Source organism: Vagococcus fluvialis bH819 (assembly GCF_900163795.1).
Classification (GTDB): domain Bacteria; phylum Bacillota; class Bacilli; order Lactobacillales; family Vagococcaceae; genus Vagococcus; species Vagococcus fluvialis_A.
Window position 1 is genome coordinate 443,131 of sequence record NZ_FWFD01000015.1, and the last position, 24,084, is coordinate 467,214.

Here is a 24,084-nt window from a genome sequence, read left to right on the forward strand (position 1 = left end):
AAATTCTTAAAACTTTAAAGGAGGCGAATATTAATTGGCGAACGTTGTTGATATCGTGACAGACTTGGTTAGTCCTATTGTAGATGACTTATCATTCGAATTGGTTGATATTGAGTATGTAAAAGAAGGAAGAAATTGGTTTTTACGAGTTTTTATTGATAAAGAAGGTGGCATTGATATTAATGAATGTGCTATTATCAGTGAAAAATTAGGTGAAAAACTAGATATGATTGAACCAGACCCAATTCCTCAAGCATATTTTTTAGAAGTCTCTTCTCCAGGAGCAGAGCGCCCTTTAAAGAAAGAAGAAGATTATACAAATGCTATTGGTGAGTATATTAATGTGTCATTTTATCAAGCAGTTGATGGAGAGAAACAATATCAAGGCTTTTTAGAATCATTTGACCAAAATGAATTAACATTAACAGTTAAAGTTAAAACTCAAAGAAAAACAATGACATTTGAACGTAAAAATATAGCCAAAGCTAGATTGGCAATCGAATTTTAATAACGGAGGTTAAGAAAGACTCATGAACAAAGAAATGTTAGGCGCATTAGACGCTCTTGAACGCGAAAAAGGCATTTCAAAAGCTATCGTAATTGAGGCGTTAGAAGCAGCAATGATTTCTGCTTACAAACGTCATTATGGTCAAGCTCAGAATGTTGAAGTAGAATTTGATGAAAAAAAAGGTGACGTTCATATTTATTCAGTAAAAGAAGTGACTGAAGAAGTGATGGATTCACAATTAGAAGTAAGTTTAGAGGAAGCGCAAAAAGTCAATCCAGCTTATGAAATAGGAGATATGATTCGTTTTGAAGTTACTCCAAAAGATTTTGGTCGGATTGCTGCTCAAACAGCCAAACAAGTTATTCTACAACGTGTGAGAGAAGCTGAACGTTCAATTATTTATAATGAATTTAGTGCATATGAAAATGAAATTATGCAAGGGATTGTTGAAAGACAAGATAATCGTTATATCTATGTTAACCTAGGTAAGATTGAAGCAGTTTTATCCAAACATGACCAAATTCCAAATGAAGTGTATCAACCACATGACCGTATTAAAGTATATATTCATAAAGTTGAAAATACATCTAAAGGGCCACAAGTCTATGTTTCTCGTAGTCATCCAGATTTATTAAAACGTTTGTTTGAACAAGAAATACCAGAAGTATATGATGGTGAAGTAGAAATCGTAAGTATAGCCCGTGAAGCTGGCGATCGTGCGAAAGTAGCTGTTAAAGCTGAAAATAAAGACATTGATCCAGTTGGGACATGTGTTGGGCCAAAAGGACAACGTGTTCAATCGATTGTTAATGAATTAAAAGGCGAAAATATGGATATTGTAGAGTGGGATGAAGACCCAGCTGTTTTCATTTCTAATGCTCTAAACCCAGCACAAGTTGTGGATGTTATTTTTGATGCAACTCAACGTGCCTGCACAGTTGTTGTACCAGACTTCCAATTATCATTAGCGATTGGTAAACGTGGACAAAATGCTCGTTTAGCAGCTAAATTAACAGGTTTTAAAATTGATATTAAACCAGAATCAGAGATGGAAAAAATTTCTGAGGAAATGGTTGAAGAAATTACTGAAGAAGTGGATGTTAATTCTGAAGATTAAGAAGGGGAGGCGAAAATAGATGAAACAAAGAAAAATTCCGATGAGAAAATGTGTCGTTTCAAATGAGATGAAACCTAAAAAAGAAATGTTAAGAATCGTTCGTTCTAAAGAGGGAGAAATATCAATTGATCCTACAGGAAAATTATCTGGAAGAGGTGCGTACCTCTCTATTGAGCCTGAAGTCGTTCAGTTAAGTTGGAACAAAAAAATACTAGACCGTGTTTTAGAAACTAATTTAACTGATGATTTTTATCAAGAGTTATTAGATTATGTAACTCACCAAAAAGCAAGAAGAGAGTTGTTCGCTAATGACAAATAAAGATAAATTTCTAAACCTTCTAGGATTAGCTACTAAGGCTGGTAAATTAGTTTCTGGAGACGATACAACAGTTAAAGCTATCCGTAAAAATAATGTTCGTTTAGTCATTGTTGCTACAGATGCTAGTGAAGGAACAATAAAAAAGATGACTGACAAATGTGAGTATTATCAAACACCTATTATTGTTACTTGTACAAAAGCTGAAATAAGTCATGCGATAGGTAAAAGTCGAACGATTATTGGTGTTTGTGATAATGGTTTTTCAAAGAAAATGCGTGAATTATTGAAAGATGAATAGGAAGTGATTTAATGAGTAAAAAACGTGTATATGAACTTGCAAAAGAATTAGATTTGTCGAGTAAAAATATAGTAGATAAAGCTCATTCCATGGGGATTGATGTAAAAAATCATATGAGTACACTCACTGATTCTGATATAACTAAGTTAAAACAAACAATGAAAAAAAATACGCAAGTAGAAGAAAAAACAGTAGTAAAAAAAGAAAATGTTTCGAAAGAAGCATCGCGTTCTACACAAGTAGAAAATAAAGCGAAAAGTAAGGAAAGTCGCGTGAATAAACCAGGGCAACAAAATCGAAGCAATAACACTGCTAATAAACCACAACAAAATACAAGTACTAACAAACCGAGTGGAACTAAACCAACAAGCACTAATAAACCAAGTACTGGGACTAATCAAACACAACCAGCCTCTAATCAAAATAAACCACAGGGAAATGCAGGTGGTTACAAAGGTGGAAATAAACCACAGGGTCGTAGTCAAGGTGGGTATAATAATCCAAACAATCGTTACAAAAAGAACAACCGTAAAGGTAAAAAAGGTAAGTACCAACCAAGTACTAAACCAGCAGGACCAGCTCGTAAATTTAAAGAATTACCGGAAGTCTTAACTTATACTGAAGGCATGAACGTAGCTGATATCGCTAAGAAAATTTATCGTGAACCAGCAGAAATTATCAAAAAATTATTCTTATTAGGTGTAATGGTTAACCAAAATCAACCTTTAGATAAAGATACAATTGAAATTTTAGCAGCTGATTACGGTATTACACCAGAAGAAAAAATTCAAGAAGATGTGGCTGATATTGATAAATTCTTCGAAGTAGAAGCAGTTAATGAAGAAAAATTAGTTAACAGACCACCAGTTGTGACAATCATGGGACATGTGGATCATGGTAAAACAACGTTATTAGATACTTTAAGACATACAAAAGTTTCTTTAGGCGAAGCTGGGGGAATTACACAACATATTGGTGCTTATCAAGTAGAAGCCAATGGTAAAACAATTACTTTCTTAGATACACCAGGACATGCTGCCTTTACAAGTATGCGTGCACGTGGAGCTAGTATTACAGATATCACAATCTTAGTTGTAGCAGCTGATGATGGTGTAATGCCTCAAACAGTTGAAGCGATTAATCATGCAAAAGCTGCTGAGGTACCAATTATTGTGGCAGTTAACAAAATTGATAAACCAGATGCAAACCCAGATCGTGTAATGCAAGAATTAAGTGAACATGGCCTAGTTCCTGAAGCATGGGGTGGAGACACTATCTTTGTACCAATTTCTGCTAAATTTGGTGATAATATTGAAGAATTATTAGAAATGGTATTGCTTGTTTCAGAAGTTGAAGACTTAGAAGCTGATCCAACACAACGTGCGATTGGTACTGTTATTGAAGCTCGTTTAGATAAGAGTAAAGGACCTATCGTGACGTTATTAGTTCAACAAGGTACTTTACGCGTAGGAGATCCAATTGTAGTTGGTAATACACATGGTCGTGTTCGTGTGATGACTAATGATATTGGTCGTCGTGATAAAGAAGCTGGACCAGCAACACCAGTTGAAATCACAGGACTTAATGATGTGCCACAAGCTGGTGATCGTTTTGTAACGTTTGAGGATGAAAAAACAGCTCGTTCGGCGGGTGAAGAAAGAGCGAAACGCGCTTTATTAGAGCAACGTTCTATGAGTTCACGTGTAACCCTTGACAACTTGTTTGAAAGTCTTAAAGATGGCGAAATGAAAGAAGTTAACGTGATTATTAAAGCGGACGTTCAAGGTTCTGCTGAAGCGTTAGCAGCAAGTTTAAATAAAATTGATGTTGAAGGTGTACGTGTTAAAATCGTCCATTCTGCAGTAGGTGCGATTAATGAAAGTGATGTTACTTTAGCTTCAGCAAGTAATGCAATTGTTGTTGGGTTTAACGTAAGACCAACAATTCAAGCAAGAACTCAAGCAGAGCAAGAAAGTGTTGATATTCGTTTACACCGTATTATCTACAAAGTAATTGAAGAAATCGAAACTGCAATGCAAGGGATGCTTGATCCTGAATTTGTTGAGAAAATTACGGGTCAAATGGTTATTCGTGAAACATATTCTGTATCTAAAATTGGTATCATTGCTGGTTGTTACGTAACAGAAGGTTTCATTCGCCGTGAAAGTGGCGTTCGTTTAATTAGAGATGGCATTGTTATTCATGAAGGTGAATTAGCTAGCTTGAAACGTTTTAAAGATGATGCCAAAGAAGTGAAACTAGGCTTCGAATGTGGAGCGACCCTTGAAAAATACAATGATATTAAAGTTGACGATATCATTGAAGGGTTCGTCATGGAAGAAGTTAAAAGAAAATAAAGTAATTAAGAGGAGTGTTAACGATGGCAAATTATCGTGATCGCCGAGTAGCACAAGAAATCTTAAGAGAAGTTAATGATATCTTACAAAAAAAAGTAAGAGATCCACGTATTGAAAACGTGACAATTACTGAAGTGCGTGTAACTGGTGACCTTCAACAAGCAACCATTTATTATAGTTCTTTAGGAGATAAAGCTTCTGAGATGCAAAAAGTGCAACAAGGATTAGAAAATGCAAGCGGACTTGTTCGTCGAGAAATCGGACATCGTCTACAAATATATAAAACACCAGAACTAATTTTCGAAAGAGATAGTTCAGTGGCATATGGTAATCATATTGATGATTTACTAAGAAATTTGAATAAAAAAGAGTATTAAAGCAGAGTGAAGAAAAAGGCGTTCAGCTCTAAGCAACTGGAGAAAATAAAAAATAATTCGTGTTTTTGAATTAATTTTTATTTTTGAAGTTGTCGCAGGAGTTGCCTTTTGAATCCAGACTACAAAGAGTGAATAAAAAATCGTTTTGCTCTGAGTAACTGGAGCTAAGCTCAAACAATCCGCTCTTTGGATTGATTGAGTTTAGTGAAGTTACCGAAGGAGCAGATTTTTTCTTCCGGATTACATAGGGTGAATCAAAAATCGTTTAACTCCAAGTAACTGGAGTATCGATTTTTGATAGCTTATCCACTAATACTATAAGAGATTGACACTAGTCAGTCTCTTTTTTGTTTTTAAGCAAAAATTACTCAAAATAAATATCTAGTGTGATAGAATGTATAAATAATAAGGAGGGATTTATTTGATAAAAAAAATAGGTATTGTGGGAACGGGAGATATCGCAAAACAATTTGTCGCACAACTTGACAAAAATAAATATGAAATCGTTTCGATGTTTAATCATCGTGAAACATCACTAATCCCTTTTGCGGAAGAAAATGACGTGACAAACTATACAACGGATTATGCAAATTTTTTAGATAATACTGAGTTAGAGTGTGTTTATATTGGAACACCCAACCAAACACATTATCATTACGCTAAACAAGCTTTGGAAGCAGGTAAGCATGTTCTATGTGAGAAAGTCATGGTATTATCTGGAGTCCAAGTCAAAGAGTTATTTGACTTAGCTAAATCTAAAAATTTAGTTTTATTAGAAGCAGTGACTTTATTTTATATGCCAATGTATCATGAAGTTAAGAAATTAATCGCAGCCGATAACCTTGGTGAAATCAGTAATGCTAGTGTGATTTTTGGAAGTTGTAAAGAGTATGATCCAACTAATCGTTTTTTCTCCAAAGAGCTAGGCGGAGGAGCCTTATTTGATATTGGAACATATGCGTTATCTGCGGCAGTTTATTTACTTGGAACAGATTTGAACTTTGTAACAAGTGATGTGGAACTTGCGCCCACTGGTGTGGATGAAAAATCTATGACACTACTTAAGACTCCAAAGGGTGTTCAAGCAAGTGTCATGATTTCCTTTAGAGGCAAGATGCCTAAACAAGTTGTCTTAACAGGTGACAAAGGTTTTTTGAAAATTGACGACTTCCCTCGAGCGGAAGAGGGAACAATTTTTTACAATGATGGTCAAACCAAAGTTGTTAATCTAGGTAATGGAAGAGACGTCTTCACTTACGAGATGGATTTATTAAATGACTATGCTGTTGGTAAAGTTGAAGGAATTGATATAAGAGAAGTAACCGAACACGTGATTTCATTAATGGACGAGATGCGTGCTTCTTGGGGAATTAACTAAAAAAGGGATAGGGTGTTAAGTATGAAAAAAGTATAAGCAATTGAGAATATTATTAGTTTATCAAACCTTTATGGTGTCTCAGGCTTTGAAGATGATGTGGTGAAGTATGTTAGAAATCAGTGGGATACACTTGGTGAGACTGATACAGATGGGATTAAGAATTTATATTTAAATGCAGCGACTAAAGATTCATCTAAACTAAGAGTTCAACTAGACGCTCATAGTGATGAAGTGGGCTTTATTGTGCAAGCGATTAAGCCAAACGGTCTACTCCAATTTTTAACTTTAGGTGGCTGGGTTCCGAGTAATATTGCAGCTCAAAAAGTTAAAGTTAAAAATACTAAAGGTGAGTACATTCAGGGAATAGTTACGAGTAAACCACCTCATTTTATGTCAGAAGAGGAACGTGCCAAGGGACTTAGTAATGCTTCTCTATCAATTGATATTGGGGCAAAATCTAAGGAGGATGCGGAAGAGCGTTTTTCAATTAGAATGGGGTGTCCTGTAATTCCTGATGTTGTTTGCGAATACAATGAAGTGACAAATTTATTTATAGGTAAAGGCTTTGACTGCCGGATTGGTGTAGCCTGTATGATGGATGTTTTGGATGAAGTAAAAGAAGAGAAGTTACCTTTTGAATTAGTCAGTACCTTAACTGCGCAAGAAGAAGTTGGTTTACGCGGCGCTGAAGTAGCGGCAAAAAAAGTTGAAGCTGACTTAGCGATTGTTTTTGAAGGTTGCCCAGCAGATGATACTTCCTCTGAAGATTACATGATTCAATCAGCTTTGGGTGAAGGTCCGATGTTACGCTATTTCGATGTGTCTATGATTACGAATCCTGAATTCCAAAATTATGTCATTGATTTAGCTAATAAACACAATATCCCGCTTCAAGTATCAGTGAGAAGTGGTGGTGGTACGAATGGCGCATCCTTTAATCGTTACAACGGAGCACCTGCGATTGTGGTGGGAATTCCTGTTAGATACGCTCATACTCATCATTGTTATGTTGATTATCATGATTATGAAGCAGCTAAAAAGTTAGTGGTGACTTTATTGAAAGAGTTAACAAAAGAAAAATTAGCGGATTTAGTGAAACCGTTGGGATAACAAAAAACCTACTTCTCAAATATTGAGAAGTAGGTTTTTTCACATCAAATATTTAAACCGTTTTTCCGATCTCTTCTGTACCCATCCAATCACCAAACAAATTCCCCAATAAATGAGTGCGACTAAAACATACATGGTCATATAATCAAACTCACATCCACCAACAATTTTAGCTTTTTGGAAAATGTCTAGTACTGTAGTCATTGCAGCTAGAGAAGAACCTTTAACGATATCCCTTGCCACATTTCCAAGTGAAGGAATCGCAATTCTTAATGCTTGAGGAAAAATAATATCTTTCATGTCTTTAATAACTATTTTTTGTATCCCTAATGATTATAGGCAATAAAATAAGTAACAGATATTATTTTGATTAAAATTCACTTGGATTAAAATTTTAATCTGTGAATCCTTGATTTGATACGATTGTAGATTCTTTTTAGTAAACAAAATTGTTTTATAACTATTTAAAGAGTCTAAATGTTACTTATCAAAATATGGTATAATGTCAAAGTATATTTAAGGAATAGGAGTGTATATAAATGGAAGGAATAATTCCTGTTTGGAAGCCTCGTGGTATGACAAGTCATGATTGCGTATTTAAATTAAGAAAAATATTGAAAACTAAAAAAGTCGGGCATAGTGGAACCTTAGATCCTGATGTAGATGGAGTTTTACCAATTTGTGTTGGTAAGGGAACCAAAGTAATAGAGTACATTCAAGATTCAAATAAAATATATATGGGGGAAGTAACATTAGGATTTTCCACAGAAACAGAAGATGTTAGTGGTGAAGTTGTAGAAATAACCCCAGTTTTGGCAGAAGTTTCAGTCGAAGAAATCGACAAGATAATGAAAGAGATGACGGGGGAAATCACTCAAATTCCACCAATGTATTCGGCTGTCAAAGTTAATGGCCGACGTTTATATGACTATGCTAGGAATGGGGAGACTGTTGAGCGTCCAGAAAGAAAAGCCATGATTTATTCATACAATCGGACGACTGAACCTGTTTTTGATGCGGGGACTCAACAACAAAAATGGCGTTTTGATGTGGATTGTGGAAAAGGTACTTATGTTAGAACTTTAGCAGTTGATACAGGTAAGAAATTAGGTTATGCCGCACATATGTCAGATTTAACTAGAATTAAGAGCGGTGGATTCACCAAAGAAGAGTGCTTTACTATGGAAGAAATTGCCCTTTTAATGGATTTAGAACGACAAGATAAGTTTCTATACCCAATCGAAAGAGCTGTTGAGGATTTTGTTCAGGTTAATCTAACCGAAGAAATGTATGGAATAATTAAGAATGGTTCAGTTGTAGAGAGTAATTTTTTTGATAATTTAGACGTTAATGAGCCAATTGCTTTGTTTTATCAAGAAAAAATTGTTAGTATTTATGGGAAGCATCCAACAAAAAGTGGGTTGTTAAAACCAATTAAAGTTTTACGCAACGATTAAAGGGGAAAATAAATGCAAGTAATAGAAATACATCATCCATATAAAGAATCACAAATTCCAAATGAAGAAGTTATCTTAGTTCTAGGCTTTTTTGACGGAGTTCATTTAGGTCATCAAAAAGTGATTGAAACAGCTAAAAAAGAGGCTAAAGAAAAAGGCTGTCAATTAGCAGTTATGACATTTAATCACCATCCGTCTGTTGTTTTTCAAAAAGTAGATCATAAAACGATGAAATATATTACAACAATCGAACAAAAAATAAAACGTATGGAATCAATTGGAGTAGATATTCTCTATGTAATTGAATTCACCTCATCTTTTGCTGGTTTAAAACCTCAAGATTTTGTGGATCAATATATTGTTGGGTTACATGCTAAAGTAGCAGTGGCTGGTTTTGATTATACGTATGGTAAAGCAGATGTTGCGAGTATGGTTCAATTGCCTAAATATGCTGATGGACGATTTGAAGTCATTGAAGTACCAAAGCAAAAACAAGGTGAAGATAAAATTAGTTCGACTAATATTCGCAAGATGATGGCTATTGGTGATATGGAAGCAGCCAATAAGTTCCTAGGTTATCCTTATGAATTATCAGGCATGGTAATGCACGGGGATAAACGTGGTAGAACATTAGGTTTTCCTACAGCCAATATTAAAGTACCACATCATTCGTTACTCCCAGTAGGTGGCGTTTATGCAGTTAAAATCAAGGTTGCAAATACCTGGTACAACGGTATGGCGCAAATCGGTTACAATATTACCTTTGAGAAAAATCGCCCAATGACAATTGAAGTGAATATTTTAGATTTCAATGAAGATATTTACGGAGAACAAGTGTCCGTTCAGTGGTGTCATTATTTACGTAAAGAAATGAAGTTTGATGGAGTAGAAGGTTTAGTAAAACAATTAAATCAAGATGAAGCAGATACTAGAGCATACTTTTCAACACAAGGTGAGTCGTAATGACTTCAGCTTATATTCATATTCCATTTTGTGAGCATATTTGTTTTTACTGTGATTTCAACAAAGTTTTTCTTGAAGGGCAACCAGTGGACGAATATATCCAAGCGCTGATTAAAGAAATCAGGCTAACAAAAGAAAAATATCCTTCTGATGACACAGAAACAATCTATATTGGCGGAGGAACACCCACATCTTTATCAGCCAAGCAGTTAGATGCTTTGTTGAAAGGTGTGAGAGAAGAACTACCTTTTGATGATAAAAATGAATTTACTGTTGAAGCTAATCCTGGTGACTTAACTTTAGAGAAGTTACAAGTTCTACAAAATTATGGGGTCAATCGCTTATCAATGGGAGTGCAATCTTTTGATGATCGTTTATTGAAGAAAATTGGTCGTAAACATTCGGTGCAAGATGTCTATGATACCATGAAAATTTTTGATATTGCTGATTTTAGAAATGTAAGTATTGATTTGATTTTTGCGTTACCCAATCAAACTTTGGAGAATTTTGAAGATACATTAAATAAAGCATTATCCTTAGATTTACCTCATTATTCAATGTATTCTTTAATCTTAGAGAATAAAACCATGTTTTACAATTGGGCAAGACAAGGACGCTTGCATTTACCAGGTATTGATACAGAAGGTGATATGTTTGAGATGGCCATTGATAAAATGACAAAAGCAGGTAGAAATCAGTATGAGGTTAGTAATTTTTCCAAACCTGGTATGGAAAGTCGACACAATCTTGTTTATTGGAATAATGAGCATTATTATGGCTTGGGAGCAGGAGCGAGTGGTTATTTAGGCAATGTCCGCTATAAAAATCATGGTCCGATTCAACATTACTTAGGACCTTTAAGAGAAGATAAATTACCAACAATTACTATTGATACTTTAACTAAAGAGAATCAAATGGAAGAACAAATGTTTTTAGGTCTTCGTAAAATTGAAGGAATTTCAATCCAGCAATTTGAAAATAAATTTGAATCTTCTTTGGATAGTGTTTATGGTGAAACGATTACTAAATTAATTAAAGATGAGATGCTTTTTAAAGAAGGCGATCGTCTGGCTCTAACGGATAGAGGCTTAATTTTAGGAAATGAAGTCTTTAAAGAATTTTTATTAAAATAGAATAAAGGGACTGTTGCGTAAGTATGAAAACTTACACAACAGTCCCTTTTTTGTTCCTCCAGGTGTGCTTGGAGTTAACCGCCTTTTTCATCACGCTGTTTTTAGTCTGGATTCAAAAGGCAACTCCTACGACAACTTCACAACTAAAAATTAATCCAAAAAGCGGGATTATTTTTTTGTTCTTCCAGTTGCTTGGAGTTAACCGCCTTTTTCATCACGCTGTTTTTATAAATAAACGCCGATTGCTAATAGAATAATTGAAACGAGCGCAATGGCTACCATTAATTTCATGACAAATTTTACCCATTTATCAAAGGTAATATCAACCATTGCAAGAGAGGCAAGAACTAATCCTGTTGGTGCGATAAATGAAATAATTCCTTGTCCCCAGTTGTAAGCATCAATAACTAAAGCACGGTCAATATTCACTACATCAGCTAAAGGAGCCATAACTGGCATAGAAAGAACTGCTAAACCTGATGATGAAGGAATAAAGAAACCAAGTAGAATGTAAATGAAGTAAAGAACTGTTGTAAAGACAGGTCCATTCATGTTAGAAACACTGTTACTTAAATGGTACATCAACGTGTCGCTAATCATAGCATTTTCCATAATAATGGTAACTCCACGAGCTAAAGCAATAACGAGTGCAACGCTAAGAAGATCACTTGCTCCAGTTACAAATTCGTTAACGAATGTTTTTTCGTTTAGTCCGGAAATGATAGCAAGAATGAAGACAATTAATAAGAATAATGAAGAAATTTCAACAAACATCCAATTAAGTTCTTTTACACCATAAACCATAACCATAAAGCCAAGGGCAAATATTAGAAGCATTGATTTTTTTCTTAAATCAAAAATAGGTGCTTCATTTTCAAAATCATTTTTCAAAAATTTATGTTCTAACTCTTCTTTTTGATCGTAAATTAAGGAAAGTTCAGGATTTTTTCTAACTTTTTCAGCATAATGGACGGTATAAACAATACACATTACTGTTCCAATTACAAGCATCGCAATCCGTAATCCCATACCATCAGTAAAAGTTACGCCTGCAGTATTACTGGCAATAACAATCGAGAAGGGGTTGACCGTAGAACCGAGTGTTCCAATACAACTTCCTAAATAAATAGTTGCAATAGCAACGAGGGCATCATAGCCTGCTGCAATAAAAATAGGGACTAAAATTGGATAGAAGGCAATTGTTTCCTCAGCTAAACCAAAAGTAGTTCCACCAAGTGAGATCAATGTCATGGTTAAAATGATTAACCATTTTTCTCGTCCTTTTAGTTTTTTAGATAAGGAGTTCATTCCAGCTGCAAAAGCACCTGTTTTATTAATAATCCCAATAATACCACCTAAAATCAAAACAAAAGTAATAATACTGATACTTTCTTCCAAACCTTGAATAGGTGCATTTAAAAATTCTTTTAACGCACCAAAAGCTCCTTTATTCTCTCTTTCAAGTTCTTTATATGAACCTGGAATAGCGACTGGTTTATAAACAGAACCATCTTTGAATTTATCAAGATTTGTTTTAATCTCGTATTTGTCTAATGTTTTCTGTGTTCCAGGTTCAACAGAAGTTTCTCCTGTAGGTTGGACTAAACTGAACTCTTTTTTTTCCATATTGTAACTTAATGTAGCATATTTCCCAGCTGGAATAAAATAGGTCAAAATCATAACTAAAAACAAAACAAGTAAAATAACTGTATAAGCGCTGGGAAAACTAAATTTTTTCTTTTCCTTTTCCATAGTATAACCTCCTAATAATTATGTTTTCATTATAAAGGATTTAACTACTTGAATAGTGAATAAGGAAAATATGTTTAAAAATATATGTGAAAATGCTTAATATATGAATATAAATTTAAGGATTACTCTCATAAAACATATTTTAGCACTCGTTAACAAAGAGTGCTAAAAAAATAATAGTTTATTGTTGACAATAAAATTGTTCCTTGTTATATTAGTAAATGTAATTAGCACTTCGCAAATAAGAGTGCTAATAAAAAAGAAGGTGATGATAATGTTAAGTGATAGACAACTCAATATTTTGCATTTACTGGTAAAAATTTATACAGAAACTGGTATTCCAGTAGGTTCTAAAACCTTAATGAACGAGGGGATAAAAGCCAGTTCTGCAACAATCAGGAACGATTTAGTGAAATTAGAGGAACTAGAGCTTATTCAAAAAACGCATTCATCTTCAGGGCGAGTTCCTTCTATAAAAGGATATCGCTATTATGTGGATCATCTTATGCAGCCTGCTGAGATTGCACAGGCAGAGGTTGTTAAAATTCGTCAGTTATTAGATAGAAGATATAATGCGACGAATGAAATTATCGAACAATCTGCTAATATCTTATCTGATTTAACTAGTTATACGGCATTTTCTCTTGGCCCAGAAGTTAAAGAACGAAAATTGACAGGTTTTCGAATTGTTCCATTAAATCGAAACCAATTAATTGCGATTATCGTAACGGATCAAGGATATGTAGAAAGTCAGGTTTTCTCAATTCCAGAAACAATCAGCTCAGAAGATATTGAGAAAATGACGCGAATTATTAATGATCGTTTGGTTGGAGAAAACTTGTTAACGGTATATCATAAACTAAGAACAGAGATACCGCTAGTACTTCAAAAGTATTTCTCGAACGCAACAAATGTTCTTTATTTGTTCGAAGAAGTATTTAATCAAGCGTTTGACGACCAAGTTTACATTAGTGGCGGTATGAATTTACTTGATTCTGGCATGTTAACGGACGTTTCAGAATTTAAATCCATTTATTCGTTAATTAGTGATTCAGATCAGTTAACCGAATTGTTATTACCAGATACACCTGGAATTGATATCAGAATTGGTAACGAGATCGAAAATGAATTACTTTTAAATATGAGTTTAATCACGGCTTCTTATGAAGTACCACAACATGGTAAAGGTGTGATTGCTCTTTTAGGACCAACCAGTATGTCCTATTCAAAACTATTAGGCTTAGTTAATGTCTTTACAGATGAATTATCAGGCCACTTGGATTCTTATTACCGAAGCTTAGATAATTCTATTAGAAATTAAGCATTTGAAAGGAGATGGATGATTTGAAAAACAATGAAGAAATCGAAGAACTTGCAAAAGAAGAAACATCTACTGAAGTAACGGAAGAAATTTCAGTTGAAGAAACATTAAAGCAAGAATTAAGTGACATGGAGGATAAGTTCCTACGTGCCCAAGCTGAGATTGTTAATATGCGTAATCGCAATAACAAAGAACGTGAGGATGCTGCGAAGTATCGTGCACAAAACTTGGCAACAGGATTACTTAATTCATTAGATAACCTGGATCGTGCTCTTGAAATTGAAACTCAAGACGAGAGTATGAAAAAAGGGATTGAGATGGTGAGAGAAGGAATTATTCACGCGTTGAAAGAAGCAAACGTAGAAGAAATCCAAGCACTAGGTGAAACATTTGACCCTAATAAACATCAAGCGGTTCAAACATTACCAGCATCTGAAGAGCAAAAATCAGATGAAGTCATTCAAGTATTACAAAAAGGTTATATTTTACATGACCGTGTTTTAAGACCAACAATGGTTATTGTTGCACAATAAAAAATAAAAATTAAGGGAGATTTTTAATATGAGTAAAATTATCGGAATTGACTTAGGAACTACAAACTCTGCAGTATCAGTATTAGAAGGTGGAGAAGCGAAAATTATCGCAAATCCAGAAGGAAATAGAACAACACCATCAGTTGTTTCGTTTAAAAATGGTGAAATTCAAGTCGGTGAAGTTGCTAAACGTCAAGCAGTAACTAACCCAAATACTATCGCATCTATCAAACGCCATATTGGTGAAGTTGGCTTTAAAGAAGAAGTAGAAGGTAAAACTTATACACCTCAAGAAATCTCAGCAATGATTCTACAATACTTAAAAGGGTTTGCTGAAGATTACTTAGGTGAAAAAGTAGAAAAAGCAGTTATCACTGTTCCTGCATACTTTAATGATGCGCAACGTCAAGCAACAAAAGACGCTGGTAAAATTGCTGGTTTAGAAGTAGAACGTATTGTTAACGAGCCTACTGCAGCAGCTTTAGCTTACGGTTTGGATAAAACAGACAAAGAAGAAAAAGTTTTAGTATTTGACCTTGGTGGTGGTACGTTTGACGTGTCAATCCTTGAATTAGGTGATGGCGTGTTTGATGTATTATCAACTGCTGGAGATAATAATTTAGGTGGAGATGATTTTGATGAAAAAATCATTGACCACTTGGTAGCAGAGTTTAAAAAAGAAAATGGTATTGACTTATCTAAAGATAAAATGGCTGTACAACGTTTGAAAGATGCTGCTGAAAAAGCTAAAAAAGATTTATCAGGTGTAACAAGTACTCAAATCAGCCTACCATTTATTACTGCTGGAGAAGCTGGACCTCTTCACTTAGAATTAAACTTAACTCGTGCTAAATTTGATGAATTAACATCTGACTTAGTTGATAGAACTAAGATTCCAGTGCGTCAAGCTATCAAAGATGCAGGTATCTCAATTTCTGAAATTGACGAAGTTATCTTAGTTGGTGGATCTACACGTATTCCTGCTGTTGTTGAAGCAGTTCGTAAAGAAACAAGTAAAGAACCAAATAAATCAGTTAACCCTGATGAAGTAGTAGCAATGGGTGCTGCAATTCAAGGTGGTGTTATCACTGGTGATGTGAAAGACGTTGTATTATTAGACGTGACACCATTATCATTAGGTATCGAAACAATGGGATCAGTCTTTACTAAATTAATTGATCGTAATACAACAATTCCAACAAGTAAATCACAAGTGTTCTCAACAGCTGCTGATAACCAACCAGCTGTAGATATTCATGTATTACAAGGTGAACGCCCAATGGCAACTGATAACAAAACATTAGGTCGTTTCCAATTAACTGATATTCCTGCAGCACCACGTGGAATCCCTCAAATTGAAGTAACATTTGATATCGATAAAAACGGTATCGTTAACGTAAGTGCCAAAGATTTAGGGACTCAAAAAGAACAAACTATTACCATTAAATCTTCTTCAGGTTTAACAGATGAAGAAATCGAAAAAATGGTGAAAGACGCAGAAGCAAATGCGGAAGCAGATAACCAACGTAAAGAAGAAGTAGATTTAAGAAATGATATTGACGCTTTATTGTTCTCAGTTGATAAAACATTGGGAGAATTAGAAGGTAAAGTGGATGCTGAAGAAGTTAAAAAAGCAGAAGTAGCACGCGACGACTTAAAAGCTGCTGTTGAAGCAAATAATTTAGAAGATATGAAAGCTAAACGCGATGAATTAAACGAAATCGTTCAAGCTTTAACTGTTAAATTATATGAACAAGCAGCTCAGCAAGCACAAGAAGAAAACCCAGAAGCAGCAGCTGGTGGTGCTGATGATGTGGTAGATGCAGATTTTGAAGAAATCAATGATGACAAAAAATAATTAAATAGTAAAGAAGAAAAAGCCAAAGCGTTGCGCTTTTGGCTTTTTCTTATCATAATAAAATAAGGTACCGATAAAGCCTATTTTGTGTTATGATTTAAAAGATTCTATAAGTAGAGAGAAGATGGGGGTTACGTAATTATGGCAAAAAGAGATTATTATGAAGTCTTAGGTGTTGAGAAAACAGCCACAGATGATGAATTAAAAAAAGCCTATCGTAAATTGTCAAAAAAATTCCATCCAGATATTAACAAAGAACCTGATGCAGAAGATAAGTTTAAAGAGCTATCAGAAGCTTTTGAGGTCTTAAGTGACTCTCAAAAAAGAGCAGCATATGATCAATATGGTCATGCAAGTACAGATCCTAATTTTGGAGCTGGCGGCTTTGGTGGTGGCTTTGGTGATTTTGGCGGAGGCGGAAGTTTCGGTGGTTTCGAAGATATATTTGAATCGTTCTTTGGTGGTGGAGGCGGTAGAAGCTCTAATCCGAATGCACCAAGACAAGGATCAGATTTACAATATACATTAGATTTAAGTTTTAATGAAGCTATTTTTGGCTTAGAAAAGAGCATTCGTTATAACCGAGAAGACGATTGTACAACATGTAACGGTTCAGGTGCTAAACCAGGGACACAACCTGAAACATGTAGCAAATGTCAAGGAGCGGGAACGATCAACGTGGAACGTCAAACGCCACTTGGTCGTATGATGAGTCGTCAAGCCTGTGACCAATGTCAAGGAACTGGGCAAACGATTAAAGATAAATGTGCAACATGTCATGGTGCTGGAAGAATTGTTAAATCTCATTCTGTTAAAGTTAATGTTCCAGCAGGAGTTGAAGATGGTCAACAAATGCGACTTGCAGGTCAGGGTGAAGCTGGAGCTAATGGTGGTCCTTATGGTGATCTTTATGTTGTCTTCAAAGTGGAAGATAGTCCGATTTTTGAACGTGAAGGTTCTGAAATTTTCTATACTGAGAAGATTACATTTGCTCAAGCGGCATTAGGCGATGAAATTGAAGTTCCAACTGTTCATGGTAGAGTGAAGTTAAAAATACCAGCGGGAACACAAACTGGTACTTCTTTTAGATTAAAAGGTAAAGGTGTACCTAAGTTACGTGGTGCTGGAAATGGCGATCAACGTGTAACAGTGGTTATTGAAACACCAACTGATCTAAATGAAGAACAAAAAAAATTATTGCGCGAGTTTTCAGTAGCCAGTGGAGATAAAGCGGTGGTGGAACAAGAGGAAGGTTTTTTCGATAAAATGAAAGACGCCTTCTCATCAGGAAACAAAAAGAAGCGTAAATAATAAAAAAGAAGAGAATGACATTCGTGTCTTCTCTTCTTTTTTATTAAATTACTTGCATTTAAAACGGATAAAAGTTAAACTAAAAACCTAAACAGTAGTGATTACGATTTGAAGGAGAATTAAATGAAGAAATATTTTGGATTAATGATTTTATTAGTAGCAACTTTAACAGTAACAGCATGTGGCACAAAAAAAGAAAAAAAAATAGAAGATGGAAAACTAAATATTGTAACTAGCTTTTATCCAATGTATGATTTCACAAAAAATGTGACAAAAGATAAGGCAAATGTTTCTATGTTAATAGATGGAGGTGTGGAACCTCATGATTATGAACCGAGTGCAAAGGATATGGCTAAAATTCAAGAAGCTGATATCTTTATCTATAATTCAAATGAAATGGAAACATGGGTTGAAACAGTGTTGAAAAATATTGATACAAAAAAAGTTAAAGTTGTGGAAGCAAGTAAAGGAATTGAATTACTTACAGGAAGTCATGATGAAGAAGAGGATGGTCACGAGGGTCATGATCATAGTGGAATCCATGATCCTCATGTATGGTTAAATCCTAAATTAGCAAGTAAAGAAGTAACCACAATTTATCAAGCGATTATTGAAACAGACGATAAAAATAAAGAGTTTTATGAAAAAAATAAAAAAGAATATACTGAAAAATTGAACGAACTAGATAAAGACTATGAAACAGTATTTAAAGGAGCAAAAAATCGCAAGTTTGTTACTCAGCATACGGCATTTTCATACCTAGCACACGAGTACAAGTTAGAACAAGTTGCTATCTCAGGTATTTCTCCTGATCAAGAACCTACACCTAAAGAGTTAAAAGGAATTGAAGATTTTGTGAAAAATGAAAACATAAAAATTATTTACACAGAAAGTTCAGCATCACCTAAAATAGCAAAAACAATTTCTAGTGCGACGGGTGCCGAATTAGAAGTTTTAAATCCAATGGAGAGCGTTCCTGAAAAAGATCGAAAAAATGGCGTAGACTATCTATCTATTATGACATCTAATCTAGAAGCATTGAAAAAAACAATCAAGTAAAAATAAATTATTATAGAAAATCAAATCCAAAAATGAAATAATTTTTGAATTTGATTTTTTATTTATTTTGAGTATATCTTTGAACATATAACCCCAAATGTGCTACAATGAACATAAGCAAGTAACACAGTTTCCAAAAACTGTGTTACTAAAAACAAGAAAGAGGCGTATGCACATGGAAAAAGATATAAAACAAGGTAGTAACACTGTAGTAGAAAGTTTGAAAAATCATGGTGTTGAATATGTGTTTGGGATTCCAGGTGCTAAGATTGATGGTGTTTTTAATGCTTTAGTAGATGATGGACCAGAATTAATTGTTACAAGACATGAACAAAATGCGGCATTTATGGCACAGGGAATTGGTCGTTTAACGGGTAAACCTGGTGTTGTCATTGCAACAAGTGGACCTGGAGCAAGTAATTTGGCAACTGGATTAGTAACAGCGACTGCAGAAGGAGATCCAGTATTAGCGATTGCTGGACAAGTTAAGAGAAGCGATCTTTTAAAATTAACTCATCAAAGTATGGATAATGCAGCACTTTTCAAACCAATTACTAAATATAGTGCTGAAATTCAAGATCCAGAAACTATTTCGGAGATTATGGCAAATGCTTTTAGATTAGCAACAGCATCAAAACAAGGTGCAAGTTTTATTAGTATTCCTCAAGATGTGGTAGATGCGCAGGTAACCAATCAACATATCAAGCCTTTAGAAGATCCAAGGTTAGGTGTGGCTAGAGGAGAGGAGATTGATGCGTTATCAAAACGCATTGAAGCAGCGCAATTGCCTGTTCTTTTAGTCGGAATGAGATCATCTAGTCAAGAAGTTACCGAAGCTATCAGAGAATTGGTGCAAAAAACAGATTTGCCTGTAGTTGAAACGTTTCAAGCAGCAGGTGTTATTTCACGAGAATTAGAAAATCATTTCTTTGGGCGTGTTGGTTTATTTAGAAATCAACCAGGGGATGCTTTGTTGAAACGGAGTGATCTAATCATAGCAATTGGTTATGATCCGATTGAGTATGAAGCACGTAACTGGAATGCTGAAAAAGATGCGAAGATTATTGTTATTGATGATACTCCAGCTGAAATCGATGGCTTTATGCAACCTGAAAAAGAATTAATTGGTGATATTGCTGGTAATTTATTAGCATTAACTACTAGTTTAACAGGAACGCAAACAACGGATGAAGCTAAATTGTATTTAGACGATTTAAGAATACGATTAAACGATCGTGATGTAGTGAAAAATAAAAAAACAACAGGTTTAGTTCATCCGTTAGAAGTAATTAATGTGTTACAAGAAAAAACGGATGACTCAATGACTGTGACAGTAGATGTTGGTAGTCACTATATCTGGATGGCTCGTCATTTTAAGAGTTATGAACCTCGTCATTTGCTATTTAGTAACGGGATGCAAACATTAGGCGTTGCGCTACCTTGGGCGATATCAGCTGCTTTGGTGAGACCTAATACGCAAATTATCTCGATTTCTGGTGATGGGGGTTTTCTTTTCTCCTCACAAGACTTAGAAACTGCTGTTAGAAAAAATTTAAAAATTATTCATTTAGTTTGGAACGATGGTCATTATAATATGGTTGAATTCCAAGAAGAAATGAAATATAATCGTTCATCTGGTGTTGAGCTTGGGCCGGTTGATTTTGTGAAATATGCGGAGAGCTTTGGAGCACTTGGGTTGCGAGCAACAAGTAAAAATGAGCTAGAAGAGGCAATCCAAATAGGTATGGAAACTGACGGACCTGTGATTATTGATATTCCAATTGACTACAGTGATAATCAAGATTTAGGGAAATCTATTTTACCAGATCAATTTTATTAAGGAGACGTTAATATGGCAAATAAAACTTTATATCAACATGGGACTTTAGGGGCATTAATGGCAGGACTTATGGATGGAACGGCATCAATAGCCAATTTACTTGAAATGGGTGATTTTGGTATCGGGACACTTCATGGTTTAGATGGCGAAGTTATTATATTAAACGGACAGGCTTTTCAAGGGAAATCTGATGGAGCACTAATCAAATTAAGTGGTACAGAGATGACACCCTATGCAGCTGTTGCTAATTTCAAAGCAGATCGGCAGTTTTTCTTTGAAGAAAGTGTAACGTCTGATGAAACATTAATGAAGATAAAAAATGAATTCAAAAGTAATAATATTTTTTCAGCTATCAAACTAACTGGGAAATTTGATAAAATGCATATCAGAATTATGCCTAAACAAGAAAAACCGTATAAACGATTGGTGGAAGTTTCAAAAATTCAGCCAGAATTTGAGCGAAATAATATCAAGGGAACGTTAGTTGGATTTTTTACACCGGAACTATTTCAAGGTGTGGCTGCTGCTGGTTTTCATTTACATTTTATAAGTGAAGATAAAACATTTGGTGGACATGTTATGGATTTTGAATTAGCTAGTGGTGTGCTAGAAATATCAGATTTTGATACCATGACACAATTATTCCCAATAAACGATCCAACTTTTTTAAATAATGATATTGATTATGCTGATTTAGCGAGTGAAATAGAGCAAGCAGAATAAAAAATAATATCAGAGTGAGAAATTGACTATAAATTTTCTCATTCTGATATTTATTTTGCTTAAATTAGATGAAATGAACTATAATTAAAATTATTATTGTAGTTGGAGGAATTGTAAATGAATAAAAAAGGTAATAAGATGAAAGGAATCATCCTAGCGATAACGGGAGCTATATTTTGGGGTGGTTCAGGAGTTTCGGCTCAATATATTATGCAAGAAAAAGGAGTTGAAACAAGTTGGTTAGTTAGTGTTCGAATCCTTTTTGCCGGTATTTTAATTTTATGTTATCTCTATACAACGGAGAAAAAACAGGTTTTTGCAATTCTTAAAAACAAAAAAGATCTTTTTGGTGCTTTTATTTTTAGTTTTTTTGGTGTCATTTTATTACAATTTTCATTTTTTAAGGCAATTGAAGTTAGTAATGCGGCGACAGCCACAATTTTACAATACTTATCGCCTATTTTTATTGTTATTTACTTAATGTTTGAATCGAAAAAAATACCTAGTAAAATGAGTGTTATTAGTATCCTACTTTCATTATTCGGAACGGCTTTGTTAGTGACGAAAGGGGATTTTACAACACTTTCTATGTCTCCAATGGGTCTTTTCTGGGGGTTATGTGCTGGGCTTTTTGGTGCTTTTTATATTATCCAACCCAGAAATTTAATGGCAAAATATGGAACAACGACTATTATTGGTTGGGGAATGTTAATGGGAGGTTTGTTGTATCAATTTTATCACCCAGTCTGGAAGGATGTGCCTAAGTTAGATGTAACGACCATTAGTCTAATCAGTTTTATTGTAGTTTTTGGTACAATTTTTTCTTATATCTGCTTACTAAAAAGTACAAGATATATTCCAGCACAATTTTCTAGTCTTTTGACATCTTTTGAACCGCTTAGTTCTGCCCTTTTTTCAAGTCTTTTTTTAAATGTAATCATTCTACCAATTGAAATTTTAAGTATGGGAATCATTATTTTTTCAGTCTTTTTACTATCGAGAAATCAAGAATCTGAATAAAGGTAAGAATTATTTTAATTTTTCTGAAAATAGGCTATAATGAATAAGATCAAAAAATACCTAAATATAACGGTATTTACTTATAGGAGGTAATTTCATGTCTAAACAACAAATTGGTGTTGTAGGAATGGCTGTAATGGGGAAAAATTTAGCTTTAAATATCGAAAGTAGAGGGTATTCAGTCTCTATTTTTAATAGAACAGGTTCAAAAACAGAAGAGGTTATCAAAGAACATCCTGAAAAAAAATTAGTAGCGACGTATACAATAGAAGAGTTTGTTGCTTCTTTAGAAAAACCAAGACGTATTATGTTAATGGTTCAAGCAGGAAAAGCAACAGATTTAACGATTCAAAGTTTATTACCTCATTTAGATAAAGGCGATATTTTAATCGACGGTGGTAATACATTCTTCAAGGATACTATCAGACGTAATGAAGAATTAGCTAATTCTGGTATTAATTTCATCGGTACTGGTGTGTCTGGTGGAGAAGAAGGCGCGCTTAAAGGACCTTCAATGATGCCAGGTGGACAAAAAGAAGCTTATGAATTGGTTAAACCGATTTTCGAACAAATTGCTGCCAAAGCAAATGACGGAGAGCCTTGCGTCACTTATATTGGTCCTAATGGTGCTGGACACTATGTAAAAATGGTGCATAATGGTATCGAATATGGTGATATGCAATTAATTGCAGAAAGCTATGATATTTTAACGCGCGTTTTAGGTTTATCAGTTGAAGAAGTTGCTGAAATCTTTACTGATTGGAATCAAGGTGAATTAGATAGCTATTTAATGGAAATTACTTCTGACATCTTGACTAGAAAAGATGATTTAGGAACGGGAAAACCCATTGTCGATGTTATCTTAGATGCTGCTGGTAATAAAGGAACTGGTAAATGGACAAGTCAAAATTCTTTAGACTTGGGAACACCGCTACCACTTATTACAGAATCTGTTTATGCCAGATATATTTCGGCTCTTAAAGAAGAACGAGTAGAAGCAAGTAAGATCATTCCACAAATGGAAGTGCCAGCATTTACTGGAGACAAAAAAGAGCTCGTTGAAAAAATCAGACAGGCTTTGTATTTTAGTAAAATAATGAGTTACGCTCAGGGATTTGCTCAATACCGTACAGCGAGTGAAGAATACGGTTGGGATTTAAATTACAGTGAAATTGCAAAAATTTTCCGTGCTGGTTGTATCATCCGTGCTCGTTTCCTACAAGAAATTACAGATGCTTATGATCGTAATCCAGAAATTAAAAATCTGTTATTAGATGAGTATTTCATAGATATTACTCAAAAATACCAACAATCAGTAAGAGATGTTGTAGCGTTAGCTGTTCAATCAGGCGTGCCAACACCAACATTCTCTTCAGCGATTGCGTACTTTGATTCTTATCGTACAGCTGATTTACCTGCTAACATTATCCAAGCGCAAAGAGATTACTTTGGCGCTCATACTTATTTACGTAAAGATCGTGAAGGAGTATTCCATTACGATTGGTATGGAGAAGCAAATAAATAGTAAACAATTAAAAGATTGTAACGTAAGTTTAATCCTTATGTTGCAGTCTTTTTATTATTCAACTAACAGTTGATTGTTGATTAAATTAGATATTGATATGATAGTACATATTTAGTTGTAAAGTG

At 34.5% G+C, this 24,084-nt stretch carries 20 protein-coding genes and 3 pseudogenes; 21 read left to right on the forward strand and 2 right to left on the reverse strand.

From position 1 onward, the window contains the following. Window positions 1–34 precede the first annotated feature (34 nt). From rimP to FM121_RS11680, 9 genes and pseudogenes are all read left to right on the forward strand, one after another. A complete protein-coding gene (rimP, locus tag FM121_RS11645; protein ID WP_086952332.1) occupies window positions 35–508 on the forward strand; it encodes a ribosome maturation factor RimP in 474 nt (157 codons plus the stop codon). 22 nt (window positions 509–530) lie between these two features. Next, window positions 531–1,625, forward strand: coding sequence for a transcription termination factor NusA (gene nusA / locus FM121_RS11650; RefSeq protein WP_086952333.1), 1,095 nt, complete (start codon window positions 531–533; stop codon window positions 1,623–1,625). A 19-nt stretch (window positions 1,626–1,644) separates the two neighbouring features. Continuing rightward, window positions 1,645–1,944, forward strand: a complete 300-nt coding sequence (gene rnpM, locus FM121_RS11655) for an RNase P modulator RnpM (protein WP_086952334.1) — start codon at window positions 1,645–1,647, stop codon at window positions 1,942–1,944. Next, entirely contained in the window at window positions 1,934–2,242 is a 309-nt protein-coding gene (locus FM121_RS11660; RefSeq protein WP_086952335.1) for a YlxQ-related RNA-binding protein, read from the forward strand. Before rnpM ends, FM121_RS11660 begins: the two co-directional genes overlap by 11 nt. 11 nt (window positions 2,243–2,253) lie before the next feature. After that, a pseudogene (locus FM121_RS14775) lies at window positions 2,254–2,362 on the forward strand (translation initiation factor IF-2 N-terminal domain-containing protein); the annotation flags it as partial. A 365-nt stretch (window positions 2,363–2,727) separates the two neighbouring features. Then, window positions 2,728–4,599 (forward strand): annotated as a pseudogene (gene infB, locus FM121_RS11665) (translation initiation factor IF-2); the annotation flags it as partial. A gap of 23 nt (window positions 4,600–4,622) precedes the next feature. Next, entirely contained in the window at window positions 4,623–4,976 is a 354-nt protein-coding gene (gene rbfA, locus FM121_RS11670; RefSeq protein ID WP_086952337.1) for a 30S ribosome-binding factor RbfA, read from the forward strand. A gap of 421 nt (window positions 4,977–5,397) precedes the next feature. Continuing rightward, complete coding sequence (locus FM121_RS11675) at window positions 5,398–6,354, forward strand: Gfo/Idh/MocA family protein (RefSeq protein ID WP_179203865.1); 957 nt, start codon at window positions 5,398–5,400, stop codon at window positions 6,352–6,354. A 96-nt stretch (window positions 6,355–6,450) separates the two neighbouring features. Continuing rightward, window positions 6,451–7,464, forward strand: a complete 1,014-nt coding sequence (locus tag FM121_RS11680; RefSeq protein WP_373385081.1) for a M42 family metallopeptidase — start codon at window positions 6,451–6,453, stop codon at window positions 7,462–7,464. Window positions 7,465–7,503: 39 nt separating this feature from the next. Here FM121_RS11680 and FM121_RS11685 read toward each other — a convergent pair. Further along, a pseudogene (locus FM121_RS11685) lies at window positions 7,504–7,770 on the reverse strand (ABC transporter permease subunit); the annotation flags it as partial. 233 nt (window positions 7,771–8,003) lie between these two features. Between FM121_RS11685 and truB the strand changes: the two are divergent. Genes truB through hemW form a run of 3 tightly spaced genes read left to right on the forward strand, consistent with a single transcriptional unit; the run spans window position 8,004 to window position 11,017 of the window. Continuing rightward, window positions 8,004–8,921, forward strand: a complete 918-nt coding sequence (truB, locus tag FM121_RS11690; protein ID WP_086952340.1) for a tRNA pseudouridine(55) synthase TruB — start codon at window positions 8,004–8,006, stop codon at window positions 8,919–8,921. Window positions 8,922–8,933: 12 nt separating this feature from the next. Beyond that, window positions 8,934–9,884, forward strand: coding sequence for a riboflavin biosynthesis protein RibF (gene ribF, locus FM121_RS11695; protein ID WP_086952341.1), 951 nt, complete (start codon window positions 8,934–8,936; stop codon window positions 9,882–9,884). Next, window positions 9,884–11,017, forward strand: a complete 1,134-nt coding sequence (gene hemW / locus FM121_RS11700) for a radical SAM family heme chaperone HemW (RefSeq protein ID WP_086952342.1) — start codon at window positions 9,884–9,886, stop codon at window positions 11,015–11,017. The genes ribF and hemW overlap by 1 nt, the downstream gene beginning before the upstream one ends. A gap of 225 nt (window positions 11,018–11,242) precedes the next feature. Here hemW and FM121_RS11705 read toward each other — a convergent pair whose 3' ends face one another. Further along, window positions 11,243–12,769, reverse strand: coding sequence for a YfcC family protein (locus tag FM121_RS11705; protein ID WP_086952343.1), 1,527 nt, complete (start codon window positions 12,767–12,769; stop codon window positions 11,243–11,245). A 274-nt stretch (window positions 12,770–13,043) separates the two neighbouring features. Here FM121_RS11705 and hrcA point away from each other — a divergent pair, with 274 nt between their 5' ends. The 9 genes from hrcA (at window position 13,044) to gndA (ending at window position 23,959) form a co-directional block, all read left to right on the forward strand. Then, window positions 13,044–14,090 (forward strand): heat-inducible transcriptional repressor HrcA, encoded by a 1,047-nt coding sequence (gene hrcA / locus FM121_RS11710; protein ID WP_086952344.1) that lies wholly within the window; start codon window positions 13,044–13,046, stop codon window positions 14,088–14,090. A 14-nt stretch (window positions 14,091–14,104) separates the two neighbouring features. Further along, window positions 14,105–14,623, forward strand: a complete 519-nt coding sequence (gene grpE, locus FM121_RS11715; protein ID WP_086952345.1) for a nucleotide exchange factor GrpE — start codon at window positions 14,105–14,107, stop codon at window positions 14,621–14,623. A 28-nt stretch (window positions 14,624–14,651) separates the two neighbouring features. Beyond that, window positions 14,652–16,481 carry a molecular chaperone DnaK gene (gene dnaK / locus FM121_RS11720; RefSeq protein ID WP_086952346.1) on the forward strand — a complete coding sequence of 610 codons (1,830 nt, stop codon included), beginning with the start codon at window positions 14,652–14,654 and terminating at the stop codon, window positions 16,479–16,481. 138 nt (window positions 16,482–16,619) lie between these two features. Then, window positions 16,620–17,792, forward strand: a complete 1,173-nt coding sequence (gene dnaJ / locus FM121_RS11725; protein WP_086952347.1) for a molecular chaperone DnaJ — start codon at window positions 16,620–16,622, stop codon at window positions 17,790–17,792. Between the two features lie 123 nt (window positions 17,793–17,915). Then, on the forward strand, window positions 17,916–18,851 hold the full coding sequence (locus FM121_RS11730) for a metal ABC transporter substrate-binding protein (protein ID WP_086952348.1): 936 nt from the start codon (window positions 17,916–17,918) through the stop codon (window positions 18,849–18,851). Window positions 18,852–19,026: 175 nt separating this feature from the next. Then, window positions 19,027–20,691, forward strand: a complete 1,665-nt coding sequence (gene alsS / locus FM121_RS11735) for an acetolactate synthase AlsS (RefSeq protein WP_086952349.1) — start codon at window positions 19,027–19,029, stop codon at window positions 20,689–20,691. A 12-nt stretch (window positions 20,692–20,703) separates the two neighbouring features. Next, window positions 20,704–21,414 carry an acetolactate decarboxylase gene (budA, locus tag FM121_RS11740; protein WP_086952350.1) on the forward strand — a complete coding sequence of 237 codons (711 nt, stop codon included), beginning with the start codon at window positions 20,704–20,706 and terminating at the stop codon, window positions 21,412–21,414. 117 nt (window positions 21,415–21,531) lie between these two features. Next, a complete protein-coding gene (locus tag FM121_RS11745) occupies window positions 21,532–22,434 on the forward strand; it encodes a DMT family transporter (RefSeq protein WP_086952351.1) in 903 nt (300 codons plus the stop codon). A 97-nt stretch (window positions 22,435–22,531) separates the two neighbouring features. Then, window positions 22,532–23,959 carry an NADP-dependent phosphogluconate dehydrogenase gene (gene gndA, locus FM121_RS11750; RefSeq protein WP_086952352.1) on the forward strand — a complete coding sequence of 476 codons (1,428 nt, stop codon included), beginning with the start codon at window positions 22,532–22,534 and terminating at the stop codon, window positions 23,957–23,959. Window positions 23,960–24,084 lie beyond the last annotated feature (125 nt).

What these genes read in the sequence shown, in the direction of transcription:
- nusA (WP_086952333.1), top strand. Translation starts at nt 531, where the DNA reads ATGAACAAAGAAATGTTAGGCGCATTAGACGCTCTTGAACGCGAAAAA.
- grpE (WP_086952345.1), top strand. Translation starts at nt 14,105, where the DNA reads ATGGATGATTTGAAAAACAATGAAGAAATCGAAGAACTTGCAAAAGAA.
- truB (WP_086952340.1), top strand. Translation starts at nt 8,004, where the DNA reads ATGGAAGGAATAATTCCTGTTTGGAAGCCTCGTGGTATGACAAGTCAT.
- gndA (WP_086952352.1), top strand. Translation starts at nt 22,532, where the DNA reads ATGTCTAAACAACAAATTGGTGTTGTAGGAATGGCTGTAATGGGGAAA.
- rbfA (WP_086952337.1), top strand. Translation starts at nt 4,623, where the DNA reads ATGGCAAATTATCGTGATCGCCGAGTAGCACAAGAAATCTTAAGAGAA.
- FM121_RS11730 (WP_086952348.1), top strand. Translation starts at nt 17,916, where the DNA reads ATGAAGAAATATTTTGGATTAATGATTTTATTAGTAGCAACTTTAACA.
- hrcA (WP_086952344.1), top strand. Translation starts at nt 13,044, where the DNA reads ATGTTAAGTGATAGACAACTCAATATTTTGCATTTACTGGTAAAAATT.
- FM121_RS11705 (WP_086952343.1), bottom strand. Translation starts at nt 12,769, where the DNA reads ATGGAAAAGGAAAAGAAAAAATTTAGTTTTCCCAGCGCTTATACAGTT.
- alsS (WP_086952349.1), top strand. Translation starts at nt 19,027, where the DNA reads ATGGAAAAAGATATAAAACAAGGTAGTAACACTGTAGTAGAAAGTTTG.
- ribF (WP_086952341.1), top strand. Translation starts at nt 8,934, where the DNA reads ATGCAAGTAATAGAAATACATCATCCATATAAAGAATCACAAATTCCA.
- FM121_RS11745 (WP_086952351.1), top strand. Translation starts at nt 21,532, where the DNA reads ATGAATAAAAAAGGTAATAAGATGAAAGGAATCATCCTAGCGATAACG.
- dnaK (WP_086952346.1), top strand. Translation starts at nt 14,652, where the DNA reads ATGAGTAAAATTATCGGAATTGACTTAGGAACTACAAACTCTGCAGTA.
- hemW (WP_086952342.1), top strand. Translation starts at nt 9,884, where the DNA reads ATGACTTCAGCTTATATTCATATTCCATTTTGTGAGCATATTTGTTTT.
- rnpM (WP_086952334.1), top strand. Translation starts at nt 1,645, where the DNA reads ATGAAACAAAGAAAAATTCCGATGAGAAAATGTGTCGTTTCAAATGAG.
- FM121_RS11660 (WP_086952335.1), top strand. Translation starts at nt 1,934, where the DNA reads ATGACAAATAAAGATAAATTTCTAAACCTTCTAGGATTAGCTACTAAG.
- budA (WP_086952350.1), top strand. Translation starts at nt 20,704, where the DNA reads ATGGCAAATAAAACTTTATATCAACATGGGACTTTAGGGGCATTAATG.